Below are 17369 nucleotides of genomic sequence, written 5' to 3'. Positions count from 1 at the left end.
GCACTGCTACATTGCGCAACTGAATCGTTACGGGAAAAGGCTCAGGCGGGGACTACCGTTGCGCTGGTAATGCCGGTAACGTCCCTCGCAGTTGCAGGCCTGTGCCACCTGGTTTGCGCGCTGCGGTGGTGATTTTCGCCAGCGGGTTGCCGGATGTCGGAGGGGCTGTACCTGCGAGACCGGGCACGAGAACATGGGGCGTAATGGCGGCGCAGCAAGACTGGCTACCGGATCTCAGACTCGCGCAAGAGGTCAAAGAACAGTTCGATCGGGCGATCGGATCGTACCGCGAGGACCCCAACCTGATCAGCGAGCACGCGAACCATGAGGAGTCGATCCGGGTCGGTGGGTACGCCAACCGCACGCTCCTTGAGTTAGTGCAAAATGCGGCGGATGCCATGTCCGGTGGGAGCGCGGACCATTTCGGTGCTGGCCGGGTAGAAATCATCCTCGATATGCGGTCCGCGACGCTGTACTGCGCCAATGCCGGGCGCCCGTTCTCGAAGAGTGGCTTAACGGCGATTACTCACGCGCATCTCAGCGGCAAGCGTGGCGACGAGATCGGGCGCTTCGGCCTGGGTTTCAAGTCGGTTCTTGCGGTGACCGATGCCCCCCAGGTGTTCAGCCGATCGGTCTCCTTCGAGTTCAACTCGGCCGAGGCGAGGGCTGCGATCGCCGGTGTCGGAGCGCCGGTGAAGAGGCTCCCTGTGCTGCGGACCGCCACTCTGATCGATGCTGAGCGCGCGTTCGCGGAAGATCCGGTGCTTGCCGAACTGGCCGAGTGGGCGGTGACGATCGTCAAGCTGCCTCAAGCTTCGAATTTGACACGCCTGAAGCAGGAGATTCACACCTTCCGGTCGGAATTCCTCCTGTTCGTCACCGACGTGCGCGAGGTCCGGCTCTGGGTCATCGGTACCGAAGACGAGTCATTCAGTACGAGGCACGTCTCCCGATACCTCAACGGTAATCGGTTCAGGATTGAGGGTCCAGACGGGAGCGGTGACGAGTGGATCGTCGGGAACCGGATGCACTCTCCGTCCCAGCAGGCCCGGGCTGAGGTCGGAGAAGCAGTCTCCCGCGACCAGGTCAAGGTCACAGTCGCGATGCCTACCCGCATAGGGCGGCTCAGGATCGGTGAGTTCTGGTCGTATTTCCCGCTGCAGGACAAGACCTCTGCGTCGGCTCTGTTCAATGCCCCGTGGAGTGTCAACGACGACCGGACGACCCTGCTCGAAAACAATTACAACCGAGAGATCCTGGCAACTCTCTCCGAGATCTTCGTGGGGATGCTCCCCAAGGTCGTGTCAGCGAATGACCCTGCTGCTCACCTCGAGTACATGCCGGCGCGTGGCCGCGAGGCGCTCTCGTTCGGAGACGACGTTCTCTGTTCCCATGTGCCGAGGACCGCGTCAAAGCTCGAAATCGTTCCCGACGCCACGGGCAGTCTGAAGAAGACGGAAGATCTTCGCCCGCTTGACTTCATGATCAGCGTCTCGGAGAGAGATCACGAGAACTGGATCAACTCTCCGAACACAGGAGATGACGTTCCGCACTGGCGCTGCTATGCAAACCCGCAGAGAGCCGCTCGCTTGCGCCAGCTCTGCATTTTCAGCGCCACCCCAGATAACCTGGAGATCAATGCTCGGGAAGAGAAGCGAGCGCTGGAGAAGCTGCCAAAGCGCGGCATCCTGACCTGGTTGCGTGAGTGGGCCGAGGGCACAGATCCTGCTTCCGCAGCGAGAGCATTCGCCTTCGTCGTCCATCACAGCGAGATCGAAGGCGTCGAGACCGCGCGAGTAATCCCAACCACGCGCGGATTGTGCGCCTTGAAGGACAGTAGCAACGTTTTCCTGCGGCGGGTCGACGATATCGACATCGAGGGCGCGAGCTTCGTCGCCGCAGACTTCCTTGCAATCCCGGGAATCGAAGAGAATCTGCGCGTTCGGGGGTTCCGCAACCTGGACCCCCTCGCCATCCTCCGATCACGTTTTAACAAGCTCTCCTTGACGTCCGGCGACGAGGAGTTGATCAAGTTCTGGGACGCGGTCCTCGACGTGCCGGTGCCAGTAGCCGTGAAGATGGTGTCGAAGGACACTACGGGATACATCAAGGTGCCGACGTGTGACGGCAAATGGTCATGGCCCAGCGAGGTCCTGGACATCGACGGACTCGGAAACGAGTTCAGCGGGCGACTGCTGGACCGGCACCGGTGCGTCCCACAGGTGGCGCATGCGGCTGGCGTCGTCTACGGCCCGGTGAAGCAGTATTCGACGGAGGACGAAGTCTTCTTCGAGGACTACCGCCGGTATGTGATGAACTCTCTCAATGCCCAGCGAGGCCCGGGTGAACGGGAGATTGCGCGTATTGAGTTTGTCGAGAACACCGGACCTGGTCCGTTCTCGGTCCTCATCATGCTACGAGACTCAGGCGCGCCCGAGCAGACTCGAGAGGTGTGGACGACGCAACTGCTCGGGTTCGGCGACCAGCCCTGGACCGTCGAGGACCTCGATTCGGGCCAGACGTACCGGGTGGCGTCGCCGCTTCGATGGGCGGTAGAGCGTGCAGGTTTGCTCAAATCCACCAGAGGCTTCCGGTCCCCCCAAAAGATCGTGTCGGCGGCGCTCGTCGAGTTCGAAGATCTGCTTCCGCTCTACCGAGGTCCCCGGCAGGTCGAGGATGCGCTGAACCTGCCCGGTGAGCTGACTCAGGTGCCGCCGGACGTGCTGCGGGAAGCCCTCGAGGCGGAGCTCTTTCCACCTCGTGTCAAGGACCGCACTCTGACGGCATTCGTCATCACTGTGAGCAGCATCGTGTCCCCGCAGGGACATCCGTCACGCATCCCGGCTCGTGTAGGACAGGGTGTCGAGTCTCGGCCGCCGAATTCGGTGTACATCGCGACGACCGACGAAGAGCAACGCTTCCTGGCAACTCGACAGAGGCCCTATCTCAGGGCGGAGAGCGACGACATCTCCGCGTTGGTAGAGGTTGTGGGGTGCCGCAGTTTCGAGGAAAGCTTCTCCTTCTCCATGCTGATCGAGGGGCAACAGGACGGTGAACGGATCATCGACCTGTACCCCGGGCTTCGCTCGACCTTCGTGGCGGACAAGGTCATGAACGCCACCATCACGAGGGCTGTGCGGCTTGCCAAGCGCGTGACGACCGAGGACGGCGTGGAGGACCAGTCGCTCAGCTGGCACCTCGACGGACTTTCGCTTGTCGTACGGGCGGATCTTGAAGAGCGGCGAGCCCTGGAGGTCATCAACGAGGCGTTCGACCTGAGGCTGTCCAATGCCGAGCTAAGCAGAGTGCTGCAGGCGGGCCTGGACCAGCGCCTCGAGCAGCAGCGCCAGGCCGCGAAAGCGGCCGTCTCCGATGCGGAGCGCCTGGAAGTGTTCTTTGGGGACGACACCCTCCGCGAGGAGTTGCCCAAGGGTCTATGGTCGGCACTCGAGACACAGGGGCTGGTGGACGACGCGACCTCTGTCGCAGAGCTCTTCCTTACCGTTTACAGAAGCGATTCGATCCGGCTGCTCGCGGACCAGTTCCGCAACGAGGGATACACGGACGTTCCTGCGGCCTGGGCTGGAGGAGCAGCGACTATCGCGTGGCTGCGGAAGATGGGGTTCGGCGCCGAGTACGCCGGTTTACGGAACCAGCGCCAGGAGGATGAGTTCATCGTTCCCGGGGCCATCAAGCTGAACCCACTGCACACCTTCCAGAGAGAGATCAGTGCCCGACTGAGGGACGCCCTGACTCTCAAGGAGCCGAACGGCAACTCAATTAAGGCCATGGTCGAGCTTCCCACTGGTGCTGGGAAGACGCGCGTGGCTACAGAGACGGTCCTGCGGCTGTTCATCGACGGCGCCTTGCGGGGGCCAGTGCTCTGGATCGCGCAGTCCGTCGAACTCTGCGAACAGGCGGTGCAGACCTGGAGCACGGTATGGCGCGGCCTCGGCGACGAACGTCCGCTGGCGATCGGCAGGCTTTGGGAGAGCAATTCGGTCCACGAACCGGACACCGAATTCAGCGCTATCGTCGCCACAGACGCGAAGCTGGACGCGATTATCGGTATCCCGGAATACGAGTGGTTGAGTAACGCTTCCACAGTGATCGTTGACGAAGCTCACCGAGCCGGGAGCTCTACCAGGTACACAAAAATCCTGAGATGGCTCGGGGTGGACGGGCGCAGATGGGAGCGGCCTCTCATTGGCCTCTCTGCGACGCCGTTCAAGGGGTCGATGGGCGACGGGACCCAGACGAAGGAGCTGGCCGCACGGTTCGGACACAACAAGATCAAGGCTTTCGAGGGGAGCAACGCCTACCATGAGCTCTCCCGGATCGGTGTGCTCGCTCGCGTCCAGCACGAGGTGCTTCCCGGAATTGACGTCGCTTTGGATGCCGACGAGCTGTCCCAGGTCCGGAGACAGCGCAAGCTTGAGCCAAAGGTGCTTGATCGAATCGGCGGAGACCAAGCACGCATGGCGATCCTCGTGGACCACATCATGCGGCAGGATCCGGAATGGCCGATCCTCGTGTTTACCCCGAACGTGCTGTCCGCGCAGGTACTCGCAGCGACCCTGCGTTACCGCGAGGTCGAGGCCGCCGCGGTGAGCGGACAGACCGGTCGGCAGCAGCGCCGGGATGTCATTGAGCGTTTCAAGTCGGGCGAGATTCGTGTACTCGCGAACTGCGACCTATTGATCCAAGGATTCGACGCCCCTGGTGTCCGGGCCCTCTACATCGCACGCCCAACGTTCAGCCCGAGCGCCTACATCCAGATGGCCGGGCGCGGCCTTCGCGGCCCGAAGAACCTCGGCAAAGAGGAGTGCCTGATCGTCGACATCGCCGACAACTTCGGCGCGGTCAGCGACTTCCTTGGCTACCGCGAGTACGAGGAGCTCTGGCTGGAGCAGGGCGCATGATTCTCGTTCCGGATCTCGCTGACATCGAGGCGACGGCGACGAGCGGTGCGGAGCGCCGTGTAGCACGTGTTCTGAGCGCTATCGACGCCCCAGACGGAGCCGTTGCGTTTCACTCGATTTCGCTCCGAACTCACGAGGTCAAGCAACAGGCAGAGGCGGACTTCGTCGTGTTGTGGGAGGACGTCGTCATCCTGGTGGAGGTCAAGGGTGGGGGTGTGAGCAAGCACGACGGCCTCTGGTACACCGTCGACCGGCGTGGCGACTGGCAGAAGCTTCGCGAATCTCCGATGCGACAGGCCCAGTCGGCCATGCACGCGTTGCGAACGATCCTTCAGGAAGAAGGCATCGGCTGGTACGCGAGTGAGGCGGTCGTCATTACGCCTGATATAGAGGCCCCCCCTCCGGGGGTCGAGTGGAAGGGGAGCCACTGGTGGGCCAAGCAGGAGATGAGCATCGCGACCATGGCCGCAGCCTTCGAGGCCGTTGTCGATGGAGCGAAGACGGCGCCATACGGAGTGAAGGTCGCGCGTCTTGACCGCTTACGGGCACGCCTGTTCGGTGAGTTCACACGGATGCCAGTGATCGATGCTCAGCGTGGAGCGGTGATCGAAGAGCAGAACCGGGCGACGGACGACCAGGCGCGCGTACTGTCCGCGCTCTCCCGCAACCAGCGCCTTATGGTGGTAGGCGGGGCGGGTACCGGGAAGTCCCTCGTCCTGGCCGAGGCCGCGAAGCAGGAGGCGAGCGAGGGCAGGTCCGTCCTGATCACTTTCCACTCGCCGGCACTGGTCGACTTCTTCTTTACACGTATCGCAGGCCGTGCGATCGAGCTCCGCCCCTTCGCGGAGCTCAACGGTGAGAGGAAGTACGACGTCGTCCTCGTCGACGAGGCGCAGGACCTCATGAACGCCGACGGAATGGATGCGCTGGACCTCGTTATAAAGGGAGGACGCGCTGGTGGTCGGTGGCGGATGTTCCTCGATCCCAACAACCAGGCACACATCGACGGCTCCTTCGACCCGGATGTCTACGAACTCGTGTCCGACGAGGCCCTGCTTCTCGACCTCAACCGCAACGTGCGCAACACCAGGGCGATCGTCCACGTCGTTCAGGAGTACCTGGGGGCTGACATCGGGGACCCTGGAATCGTTAATGGCGAGCGGGTGCAGTGGCGATGGGCCGCCGCCGAAGCCGGCCTGGCTGCCGCCGAGGGGCTGGCGCGTGAGCTTGTCGATGACGGTGCCCGGCGTGAGGATATATGGATCATCAGCGTCACATCCGATGATGCTCTCGTTCAGAGTGCCGCAGGTTTCACTGTGACCAGCCCGCGCTATGCGAAGGGGTTGGAGGCAGAACACGTGATCGTCTGTGACCTGCCCGAGGTCTATGACGAGCACGGACTCGCCGGGTTCTACGTGGCCGTCACCAGAGCACGGGTCACACTTCATGTCGTCGCTTCCAAAGAGGACAAGCAGCGGCTGCAGGAGCTCATCCGGAAGCAGGTTGGAAAGTGAACCTCACCAAGGCGCAGTGTGCTGCGCTGAAGCACCTCCGGAACGCCTATGTAGGGCCAGACGGGGGACAGGAAGAGGTAACGAGCAACCTCCCGAACCGGCAATACGCCGTCGGGATGTTATTCCCTGCCCATCTGGCTGACAGCGGGGATCGTGCCGAACCGGAGGGTGAGCTTTCGGCTGACGTGCCGGAGCGAGACATCGAGGAGGACGGCGCCGCCGTCCCGTTGGCAGAGGATTGGCGCCCTTCCTCAGTAGCGATCTCCTTCGTCACCGACGGTGATTGTGTCGAGGCGCACTTCTCGTGCGGTACGTACTCTCAGGCATCTGCCGACGACGGGCCACCGAGGTGGCATCGGAGTCCGTTCGACTCCGACAAGATCGTGCTTAGGAAGGGCCAGGGTCCGCAGAATCTGACAGTGGGCAGCGTGCCTGTCGAGATCGGATCGCGTTGGCGTGATTTCAGGGGGGACTCCCTGGTCACGGTCCATCTCAGAGTGCTATCCGAATCTACTGGAGACGATCGTCTCGACATCACTCAGATGCTCTTCCAGGTGGGACTGTCCGTTACTCCCGCTGCGGACGCACAGATCGTGGAGTACGACACCACCCGCTTGCTCGGCGGTGACCCTGAGACCGCTGAGCTGCGGCTCCGGTACCGCAACCGGAAGGTCTATGCAGTCGGGCACGGCATGGCCGCTGACTGGGACGTCACGAACGGTCGCTGTACCAAGGTCTTCCTCGATCCGGTGCCGGCGTTTGTCGTACCTGCCATCGAGACCACAGGCTTTGCCGAAGGCACCGCCGAAGCGGATTCTTTGAAACTCGCTCATCTCATGCGGATGGATCAGGACCCCGAGTCGGTGCTCCGATCTCTGGACGCGTTCGTCGATGCGTTCGCCGATTGGGTGGACAAGCAAACACAGCGAGCCGAAGAGTTCGCCGACGAGATCGAAGCGGCTCGAAGGATCGCCGGCCGGTCCCAGGACGCGGTCAAGCGGATGCGGGCCGGAGTCGCGCTGCTTCGCGATCGGTCGCAGGGCCGCCTTCGTACGGCCTTCTCTCTCGGCATGACGGCGATGCGTCTGCAGATGCGCCAGTCCTCGATCAATCGAGACGGCTCTGAAGCCGCTTCGAAGGAACCGCACTGGAGGCCATTCCAACTCGGATTCCTGCTCGTCTCGCTCGCCTCCACGTTCGACGAGAAGCACGATGACCGCGACCTCGTCGACCTCATCTGGTTCCCGACCGGCGGCGGTAAGACTGAGGCATATCTCGGCCTCGCGGCGATCGAAATCTTCCGCCGCCGACTGGCCGACGGCACGGCGGGTGGCGGCACCGCTGTGATAACCAGGTATACCCTGCGGCTTCTGACCTCCCAGCAGTTCCAGCGAGCGGCCGCGTTGATCTGTGCCATGGAATTGCTACGCGGCACCGATTCTCGGGTGAAGGGAATGTCGCCCTTCACGATCGGCCTGTGGGTGGGCAACGAGGTCACACCCGGAACACGCTCGGACGCGAAAGCAGCGCTGGAACGGCTGTTGAAGGCAGCACGCCCCGAAGAAGCGAACCAGTTTCAAGTGGAAAGCTGCCCTTGGTGCTTGACGCCGATGGTTCCCAAGACCAAGAGCATGGAGGCGAGAGATTACGGCATGCGCTTGGTCGGTAGGGACGTCGTTCTGCACTGCGTTGACCACGCGTGTCCTTTCAGGGAGGAACTGCCGCTCGCCGTCGTCGATGACGTCCTGTACGACGATCCGCCCACGATCCTGCTGGCGACCGTCGACAAGTTCGCCCGACTCCAGTTCAGGCCTGAGGCGGGAAGTCTTCTGGGCCTCGGAACCACGTTCAAGCAGCCCTCTTTGATCATTCAGGATGAGCTGCATCTTCTGTCTGGGCCGCTAGGCACTACCGTCGCGGTGTTCGACGCCGTGATTCAGCTCCTACTGAGCCGGACGGGCTCCAGCCCGAAGATCGTCGCCTCCACGGCTACCATCCGCGCCTCAGATGATCAGGTCCAGGGACTGTACGGACGCAAGGTGGCGCTATATCCGCCGTCTGGACTCGATGACGACCGGACCTTCTTCTCGCGCCCCGTCGAGAGCGGCGAAGGCCGGCTCTACGTCGGGCTCATGCCGCAGTCGGTGTCCCAGCCCTCGGCTGTCATCTCCGCGGTCACCCCGCTCATCGAGATACCCGAGGTCCTCTCCGCCGGTCACGAACCCGTCGCAACCAGAGACGCCTACTGGTCGCTGGTCATGTACCACAACTCTCTCCGAGAGCTCGGACGTACCGGAACTCTCGTCGTCGACGACGTACGTGCCCGCCTCGAGCCCCGCGCGGAACGCCTGGGTCTGCCGTTGCGACCAGTAAGGGCCGAGCGTGTGTTGGAATTGACGAGTCGGAGGGGAGCAGAGGAGCTCCCGAGCGACCTCCGGGCGCTCCGGGTCCGTGTGGACGAGTCTCCGGAAGCGATCGATGTCGTCCTGTCATCGAACATGCTCTCGGTCGGCATCGACATCCCCAGACTGGCCCTGATGCTCATGGTCGGGCAGCCGAAAACAACCGCCGAATACATCCAGGCGACGAGCCGTGTCGGGCGCGGCGACACGAATGGCATCGTGGTGACGCTTTTCAGGTCTAGTCGTGCACGGGACCGGTCGCACTTCGAGACCTTCCGCGGCTACCACGAGGCGCTCTACCGCAGCGTCGAGCCGACGAGTGTGACGCCCTGGTCACTGGCATCGCGAGAGCGCTCGCTGGCCGGAGCGCTCGTGGCACTGGTGCGGCAATCGTTCACCCAACTAGCCGACAACGATGCGGCAGGACGGTTCGACCTCGAGAACGCGGCGCTCAGTGATGCGGTGGCTGGCCTCGTTGACCGCTTTCTCGGATATGTGGCTCGAGCCGACGATGTCGAGGTGGACGAGACGCGAGAGGCGGTCTGGAGCCTTCTACGTGACTGGGACCGACGAGCGAGATCGGCCCGCGAAGCGGATGAGACGTTCGGCTATATGCGATCAGCAAAGGTCGACAGAGCGCTGCTCAAAAAATTCGGACAGTCCGGAGAGGGGTGGCTCGTCGGCGACTCGATGAGGTCAGTTGAACCGAACGTAGCGGTGAACGTTCAGGAACCGCAGGAGGAGGTGCACCATGGAAAAGATTAGGCATGACCTGCGGCTATCCGAGACAATCACACCCTTCGGTGTCGGCGCGATCGTGGACGTCCAAGGCGAGTCGCTCATCGCGCCCGACACATCCTGGTGGGACAAGAAGTACGCCCCTGAGATCAGTTGTGAGCGACTCCTAGCACGGCTCGGTGCCGGCGTCCTCAGGCAGCCGCCGACCCATGCGGGCCGTTCCGGCAAGGACACAGCGGCCCTGCTCTACTGGCGCTTTCCCGCCTGGCGGTTCTGCGAAAGGTGCTCCAAGCTCTCCAAGCTGACCGGAAAGAGGAAGGGCAAGTGGAGCAACACCTGTGAGTGTGGCGGCTTCCTTGTACCGATGCGTTATATCGCGGTATGTGAACAGGGCAGTCACGCCCAGGACATTCCGTGGTTCATGTGGGCGCACCGTGGCCGCGAGGCGACCCTCGACGAATCTGTTCGCTTCTGCCGCGCCTACAAGGAGCTCCGGTTCGAAAGGCTGTCCGGTCGAGGCGAGGGCCTGGCCTCTCTTCAGGTCAAGTGCTACGGGTGCGGACACACACGGTCACTCTCGGAGCTTGTGAAGAAAGACGCCCTGCACCGTGACGGCATCTCCTGTGTCGGCCGGCAACCCTGGGAGCCGGAAGACTCCGCAAAGAAACCATGCAACCACCATCTTGTGGCGGTCCAGCGGGGGGCGACGGGAAACTACATCGCTGAGCGGATCTCGGCGCTCGATATCCCCGAGGAACGCCCTCAGTCCGCAGAAATTGCCGATAAGATCCGCGGCCACGTCTACTTCGGGAAGCTCGTTGCGGACAATGGTGGTCCTCAGGCAGAGATGCTTGCGGGATGGATAGCCGAAGAACTCGGGGTGACTTCGGAGATCGTCCTCAACGTCGCGATAGAGGACGAGGTTGCGGCCGATGAGGTGCTGCTCGATCTCAAAGACGGGGAGTGGGCCGCCTTCCTGAAGAAGCTCGATGATGGGCGAGACCGCAGCGGCGGCGACTTCGTCGTCGACGGATGGAACCTGAACGCAACCTCAGGACCGGAGAGTCTCGTCAGCCGAATCGCTGGCGTCGGGCAGGTTCACCGGGTACGCGAGGTGCGCGCCTTGCGTGGATTCCGGCGCCACAGCGCAGAGTCTGACCTGATCACCGCCGACCTTGGACCTGATCGGCGCAGGTTTCCCACTTATCCTGCAGTTGAGATGTTTGGTGAGGGGATCTTTCTGAGGTTCGACGAGGACAAGCTTGCACAATGGGAAGCGCATCCGAGCGTTCGGGCGCGCGCAGGCATTCTCATGAAGCGCCGGACGAGCGTCCCGTGGGCTGAACGACTCGACGTTCCCGAGCCGCGCTACATCGCTCTGCACACATTGTCACACCTGCTTATCCGTAGGCTGGCGTTCGCCAGCGGCTACGCATCGGCCTCGCTGCAGGAACGGATCTACGCGAACTCCGACCGGAAGGATAAGACCGCTGGCATCTTCATCTACACGGCAGCCGGGGACGCCCAGGGAACTCTCGGAGGACTCGTTCGGTTGGGACAGCCGGAGAAGCTGATCCCGCTGCTCGTCTCCGCGCTCGATGACGCGGATGTCTGCTCGAACGACCCGGTGTGTATCGAGAGCGACAGCCAGGGTTCCTCGCAGCTCAATCTGTCGGCTTGTCACGGTTGCTCCCTAGTAAGCGAGACTTCATGCGAGACCGGCAACAGGCTGCTCGACCGTCAACTGGTGCTCGGAGGAGGAAGCGTCGTCGGCTTCTTGGACAAAGTTCTGACAGAGGTGCGCCAGGTAACCGTTACAGGATGACCCGAGTGAGAGCCATAATCGGTCGGCCAGGCGGCAGGTCATGGGCCGTTCTGCTCGATGGTGGCGATCTGGTGTGCGAGGTCGTGCGCTGACGCGGCGGCGATGAGGAGCGGCTGGGACGTCCGGGGCATGGCCCACCATTGGTGGCTCTTGTTGCCGAACCAGCACACCCAGGCACTGAACTCGGTGCCCAGCTCGACGAGGGCGCGAGCGGTGTCGGTCTTCGATGACATCGGGCACGCCGGTTGTTGCTCTGGCCAGCGGAACTCGGCCCACACGGTCCGGCCCCGCTCGTCCCCTTCGACTCCCATCTGATCGCTGAGACTCGCGACGATCGCGAGACCGCGGCCACCCTCGAGAAGGTCCCCGTTCTGAGCGACCCGGATGGCTGGCGTTGTCTGAGCTCCGGCGTCTACGACGGCGATGCGCAACGCATTGGTTGCCCTCTGGACGTGGACGACGAAGGTGCCGCCGTTGCCGGAGCGGGTGTGCGTCAGGGCGTTGGAGGCGAGCTCGGCGACGCAGGCGATGACGACATCCCGATCGGGGCAGTCGTCGGTCAGCAGGCCGTCGACGTACCTGCGTACCTCGTGGAGCTGACGCGCCTCGCCCGGGAAGGCGCGCTGCCACCAGCCAGGGATCATTTGCCGTCTCCTTCGGCGTCGGGGTGTCGCAGTCTTAAGCAGCTGCGCTGGTTTCCGCGCGGTTGCGAGAGCCTCAGAAAACCCCAAAGAAAAGCCTCTGACCAGGCGTTTCACGCCTGGTCCACGTTCAGGAAGGTCGCCATGTTCATCAGTGAACATGTCAGTGACGGACCGATTGCAGACTGTTATTCTGCGGGCCTCGCTGTCCTCCTCAGTTGAAAGGGAAGGACGAAATGACTGGACTTGCCCGCCTGTACGCCGAGGCCGGCTTCGGTAAGCACGAGAGCTTCGCCTCGGCGGTCAGCTCCCATCCGCTCGCCCGCCAGGCCGGGCTGAGCGTGAGCCGGGTGAGCATCGGCCGCTACCTGGCCGGGACGACGGTGCCGGAGCTGGTGGTGGCCCGCGTGATCGTCGCTGTGCTTGCCGCACGCCTGGGCCGCTCGGTCACCCTGAACGACGTCTGGCCCGTGACCTTCGCCCCAGCGATCTCCGACCTCGCCCTGCGGTACGAACGATCCCTGCCCGTCACCGTCGAGTGCGTCGCCGAACTGCTGTCGTGCGAGATGGACCACGCACGGGCTCGAGCGCTGGCCATGCTCGACTTCGCCCCGGTCGCGATCTCCGAGGCCATCACCGGATGGCGGTACGGCCTGGCCGACGCGACGATCGACCGGCAGGCGGAAACCCGCCAGGTGACGCACCGCCAGGTCGACCGGATCCGGGAGACGTGCGCGTGGTTCGCCGGCCTCGACCACGCCAGAGGTGGGGGCCTAGTAAGAAGCGCCGTCACGGCGTACCTGCACGATCAAGTGGCTCCTCTGCTGCGCGGCAGCTACACCGACGCTGTGGGCCGGGCCCTGTTCGCCGCCGCGGCTGAGATGCTGCAGCTGGCGGGATGGATGGCCTATGACCTCGAACGGCACGGCCTGGCCCAGCGCTACTACATCCAGGCGCTGCGCCTGGCCAAGGCTTCCGGCGCCCAGTCGCGAGGCTTCGACGCCTTCGTGCTGGTACGGCTCAGCCAGCAGGCGCTGAACCGCGATCACGCCGATGAGGCGCTCTACCTCGCCCGCGCCGCCCACGACGACATCGCCCTGACCACCACCACACCTGCCGTACGCGCCTTGGCCTACGCGGCCGAGGCCCGCGCGTGTGCCCGGCTGTACGAGAAGGGCGACGCTCACGCGGCAACGGCCTGCCGCCAAGCCCTCATCGCCGCCGAACGCGAACTCGACGCCGGCAACCTCGGCGACGAACCAGGGTGGATCGGCTACTTCGACCCGCCCGAACTCGCGGCGGAGGTCGCCCACTCGCTGGTCGTTATCGGCGACACGACCGCCGCGCTTCCACGCCTCGACGAGGCGCTCACCGGCAAGAGCGCCGACCGTGCCCGCGACAGGCTGTTCTGCCAGCTGAATCTGGCCTCCGCCCACGTGAAGACCGGTGATCTCGATGCTGCCCTGGCGGTCGCCGAACAGGCGATTCCTACCGTCGGAAGCATCATGTCCAGCCGGGTCCACAGCCGGTTCCAGAACTTCCGCCGATCACTTCCCGTCGGCGAACCGCGCGTTGCCGCCTTCAATGAGCGCGTGCATGATGAATTGGCCGGAGTTGCGTAATGCTCTGGGGAGCAGGGGGGCGAGGCCCGACCCTCTGATGAGTCGGGCGACACGGGGAGCGATGAGCACGAAGCCGGTCGACGCCCCCTACAGGACGGCGTTGGCTGATGCCTGCCGACAGGCGGGGCTCGCCTGTGACGGGGCTCGGCTGCTTCGTGTCCACGCCAATGCGATCTACCACCTGCCGCGGGAGAACGCGGTCGCTCGCGTTCGCAACGCCTCAGCACTCGAACGCATGCGCATCGCCGTACAGACCGCCGCCTGGCTGGCCGACCAGGGCTTTCCCGCGCTCCGACCGCTGGAAGTGGCCCAGCCCGTCGTCGTCGGCGCTCACCTCGTGACCTTCTGGGAGTATTTGCCGCCTCTCGACGGCCGGCAGGCCGACGTCACGCACCTCGCCGGCCTGCTGCGTGCGCTGCACCGGCATCCGCTGCCGCCGTTCCCGTTGCCCTCCATCCGCCCGGTCGGCAACACGGCCGCCGACGCGAGCGCGTCCACCGTCCTGTCCGAAGGCGAGCGGGGCTGGCTGATCGCGCGCTGTGCGGAGCTGGAAGGGAGCTTCTCGCGGCTCGCCCCCACGCTGTCGCAGGGGATCGTGCACGGCGACGCCCACACCAACAACCTGCTCCCGCATCCCGCTCACGGGTGGGTGCTCATCGACTGGGACTCCGTCGGCGTCGGCCCGCCCGAATACGACTTCATGCCCATCTACCTGCGTCCCCGCCGCTTCGGCTACCCGCACTCGCTATGGCGGGAGTTCCGTACGGCCTATGGATTCGACCCGGCCGGGAATTCCGGCCTCGACCTGCTGGCCGAGATCCGTGAGGTCCGCAGCCTGAGCGCCTTCATCCGCGGCGCTGAGCACAACCCGGCAGCTCGTACGGAGCTGTCCAACCGGCTGTCCTCCCTCATGGCAGGAGACCACGTCCGCAGATGGCATGCACTGTGACTCCGCGATCCGCGGTCTTATGGAAGCAGGGCACCCCAGGGTCGCCGAGCGACGCGGTTGGCCACGGATAGGCCGTAGCTCGCAAACCGCCCTTTCACGCCACCAGGCCCCTGCGGTAGGCGTAGACGACCGCCTGTACGCGGTCACGCAGGTCGAGCTTGGTGAGGATGCGCGACACGTACGTCTTCACGGTTTCCTGACTGATCACCAACGCCGCGGCGATCTCGCTGTTGGACAGGCCGTCGGCGATGAGGCGCAGCACCTCCAGCTCGCGCGGCGTCAGCGGGACGTCGTCCGGTGTGCCCTGGGCGGGACGGATCCGCGCCGCGTACCTGCCGACGAGCTGCCGCGTGACCTCCGGTGCCAGCAGTGCGGCACCCGTCGCGACGGTGCGGATGCCGTGCAGGAGTTGTGCCGGTGGGGCGTCCTTGAGCAGGAACCCGCTTGCCCCCGCGCGCAGTGCCTCGTACACGTACTCGTCCAGGTTGAACGTCGTCACCACGAGCACCTTCACCGGATGCGCCACCCCGGCACCGGCGAGCAGGCGGGTCGCCTCGATGCCGTCGAGCACCGGCATCCGTACGTCCATCACCACCACGTCCGGGTTCAGCCGGCGGGCGAGGTCGACCGCGGCGCGGCCGTCCCCGCACTCGCCCACCACCTCCAGGTCGGGCTGCGCGTCGACGATCGTCGCGAACCCGGTGCGGATCAGCGCCTGATCGTCGCAGATCACGACCCGGACCGGCGCGTTCACGACGGTCTCCCCGCTGGGATGTGCGCCCGTACGACGAATCCGCCGTCCGCCCGCCGGTCCGCGCTCAACTCGCCGCCCAGGGCGTCGACCCGCTCGCGGAGCCCGGCCAGTCCCCGCCCGCTTCCGCCGGGAGAGACGGTCCTCGAGCTGGAACCATCGGTGCCGACCTCCACGGAGATCTCCCTCTCGCCGTAGCGCACGCGCACCACGGTACGGCTGCCATGGGCGTGTTTGAGGGCGTTTGTCAGAGACTCTTGCACGATCCGATAGGCCACGTACTCGGCGCTGCCGGCCGGCTCCGCCGGCTCGCCCTCCTCGGTGAACTCCACCGGCTGCCCGGCTCGGCGCGTCTGATCCACCAGTGTCTGAAGTTCACGGACGGACGGCGTCCTGACGTCGGGGTGATGGTCGGGGTTGAGCAGGTCGAGCAGGTGCCGCAGGTCGGTGATGGCCCGCCGGCCGGTGTCGGTGACGGCGTTCAGCGCCGCGTCGAGGCGTTCGGGTGCGGCGGTCAGGTAGCGTGCCGCCTCGGCCTGCACGACCATCGCCGTCACGTGGTGGGTCACGACGTCGTGGAGCTCGCGGGCGATGCGGGTGCGTTCGGCGGCGCGGGTGGCCTCGGCGATGTGGCGGCGGCGTTCGGCCTCGGCGGTGCGGGTGGAGCGCAGCCAGGCCCCGATGCCCCACGCGAGGACCAGCGCCAGGTAGAACGTCACGTACCCTTCCAGCCCCTCGTCCGAGCCGGCCCGGTCGAGCGCGACCGCCAGCGGCAGGTACGTCGCGGAGAGCAGGGCCACAGCGGTGCGCCGGTGACGTCCGAGGTGGGCGCCCGCGCTGATGAGCGCGATGGGCAGTGCGGTGCCCGACACCGTGTGGTAGGCGCGGAGCTGGTCGAGGGCGAAGCCGAGTGACACCAGGACGAGACAGATGGCCGGCCACCGCCGGCGGACGGCGAGGGGGAGACACTCGAGGGCGATGGCCAGGACGGCCAGCGTGTCGAAAGGGCGGGCCGGCAGGTCGCCGAGCTGCGTCCCGTGGCCGCGCAACGCCGGCAGGAGCGATGCGACGGCCAGCAGCAGCGCGAACGGGAAATCCCGGACCGCGACGTCAGACCGCCGCCACAGGTCCGGGACTCGCCGAAAGTCGATCACTGGGTGAGCGTAGCGGTCGCGTCGGCCCGGGCGCCGCGCCGCCGGGGGACCAGGTTGCCGCGCCGGCGGGCCAGCCGCAGGAACACGATCGTCAGCAGCAGGCCGAACACGACCGCGTACGGGCTCGCCTCCGGGCCGAAGTCGCCGCCCGTGAGCAGGGCCGGGCCTGACGTCACGCCGTGCAGCAGCCCCTGCGTCGCACCGTTGCCGGAGACCTCGGTGCTGAAGACGCCGGCCGCGGCGAAGTTCCAGCCGAAGTGCAGGCCGATCGGCAGCCACAGCTTGCGGGTGGCGACGTAGGCGGCGCCGAGCATGCCGCCTGCCTCGATCGCGATGGCGATCGCGCCCCACAGACTGGCGTGCTGGTTGGCCAGGTGCATCAGGCCGAACACCAGGCCGGTCAGCACCAGTGCGATCCACGTGCCGGCCCATTCCTCGACGATCCGGAACAGGACGCCGCGGAAGATCAGCTCCTCGGTCACGGCGGCGGCGGCCATGACGCCGAGCAGCCCGATCGCTCCCGTCACCGAGCCGAGGCCGTCGACCCGGTAGTAGCCCAGGAAGGCGAGGTTCACGATGACGGCCGTGAACATCCCGACACCGATCAGCAGCCCACGGCCCACACCGGCGGCGGCGCTTTTCGCGGCCACCTCCACCGGCGCGCGGCGCTCGGACCACTGCACCACCCAGGCGTACACGAACACAGAGAGCACGGCTGTCGCGACACCGAGGACCAGGGTGAGGAACGTGTTCTCCTGCACCGCACCCACGCCCATGCTGCCGACGAAGGCGACCGCCGCGACGGCCACGAGTTGCTTCAACAGTCGCATGACGACTCCTTTGCGAGATTC

Annotated in this window: 10 protein-coding genes; 6 read left to right on the top strand and 4 right to left on the bottom strand. The window is 65.1% G+C overall.

What is annotated here, in order from left to right:
* Nucleotides 1-203: 203 nt before the first annotated feature.
* From ACFHYQ_RS07905 to drmB, 4 genes are read left to right on the top strand one after another with little or no spacing between them, the layout of a single operon-like run.
* A complete protein-coding gene (locus ACFHYQ_RS07905) occupies nt 204-4922 on the top strand; it encodes a DEAD/DEAH box helicase (RefSeq protein ID WP_394300428.1) in 4719 nt (1572 codons plus the stop codon).
* Nucleotides 4919-6436: an NERD domain-containing protein gene (locus ACFHYQ_RS07900; RefSeq protein ID WP_394300427.1), complete on the top strand. Its 1518-nt coding sequence runs from the start codon at nt 4919-4921 to the stop codon at nt 6434-6436. The genes ACFHYQ_RS07905 and ACFHYQ_RS07900 overlap by 4 nt, the downstream gene beginning before the upstream one ends.
* Entirely contained in the window at nt 6433-9603 is a 3171-nt protein-coding gene (locus tag ACFHYQ_RS07895) for a helicase-related protein (RefSeq protein ID WP_394300426.1), read from the top strand. Before ACFHYQ_RS07900 ends, ACFHYQ_RS07895 begins: the two co-directional genes overlap by 4 nt.
* Nucleotides 9590-11401: a DrmB family protein gene (gene drmB / locus ACFHYQ_RS07890; protein ID WP_394300425.1), complete on the top strand. Its 1812-nt coding sequence runs from the start codon at nt 9590-9592 to the stop codon at nt 11399-11401. Before ACFHYQ_RS07895 ends, drmB begins: the two co-directional genes overlap by 14 nt.
* Before the next feature lie 38 nt (nt 11402-11439).
* On the opposite strand, the gene ACFHYQ_RS07885 is transcribed toward drmB, so the two are convergent.
* On the bottom strand, nt 11440-12045 hold the full coding sequence (locus tag ACFHYQ_RS07885; protein WP_394300424.1) for an ATP-binding protein: 606 nt from the start codon (nt 12043-12045) through the stop codon (nt 11440-11442).
* Nucleotides 12046-12278: 233 nt separating this feature from the next.
* Between ACFHYQ_RS07885 and ACFHYQ_RS07880 the strand changes: the two genes are divergently transcribed.
* Nucleotides 12279-13664, top strand: a complete 1386-nt coding sequence (locus ACFHYQ_RS07880; protein ID WP_394300423.1) for an NsdA family TPR-like regulatory protein — start codon at nt 12279-12281, stop codon at nt 13662-13664.
* A gap of 61 nt (nt 13665-13725) precedes the next feature.
* Nucleotides 13726-14613: a phosphotransferase enzyme family protein gene (locus tag ACFHYQ_RS07875; RefSeq protein ID WP_394300422.1), complete on the top strand. Its 888-nt coding sequence runs from the start codon at nt 13726-13728 to the stop codon at nt 14611-14613.
* A 94-nt stretch (nt 14614-14707) separates the two neighbouring features.
* Here the strand turns inward: ACFHYQ_RS07875 and ACFHYQ_RS07870 are convergent, their stop codons facing one another.
* Genes ACFHYQ_RS07870 through ACFHYQ_RS07860 form a run of 3 tightly spaced genes read right to left on the bottom strand, consistent with a single transcriptional unit; the run spans nt 14708 to nt 17348 of the window.
* Nucleotides 14708-15367 carry a response regulator gene (locus ACFHYQ_RS07870; RefSeq protein ID WP_394300421.1) on the bottom strand — a complete coding sequence of 220 codons (660 nt, stop codon included), beginning with the start codon at nt 15365-15367 and terminating at the stop codon, nt 14708-14710.
* A complete protein-coding gene (locus tag ACFHYQ_RS07865) occupies nt 15364-16518 on the bottom strand; it encodes a sensor histidine kinase (protein WP_394300420.1) in 1155 nt (384 codons plus the stop codon). Before ACFHYQ_RS07865 ends, ACFHYQ_RS07870 begins: the two co-directional genes overlap by 4 nt.
* Complete coding sequence (locus ACFHYQ_RS07860) at nt 16515-17348, bottom strand: CPBP family intramembrane glutamic endopeptidase (protein ID WP_394300419.1); 834 nt, start codon at nt 17346-17348, stop codon at nt 16515-16517. Before ACFHYQ_RS07860 ends, ACFHYQ_RS07865 begins: the two co-directional genes overlap by 4 nt.
* Between the last annotated feature and the right edge of the window lie 21 nt (nt 17349-17369).

The sequence above is a fragment of the Sphaerimonospora cavernae genome (genome assembly GCF_042435035.1).
GTDB classification, from domain to species: Bacteria; Actinomycetota; Actinomycetes; order Streptosporangiales; family Streptosporangiaceae; genus Sphaerimonospora; species Sphaerimonospora cavernae.
Note: the sequence above shows the minus strand (reverse complement) of the source record. Positions and strands in the feature narration are given on the sequence as shown.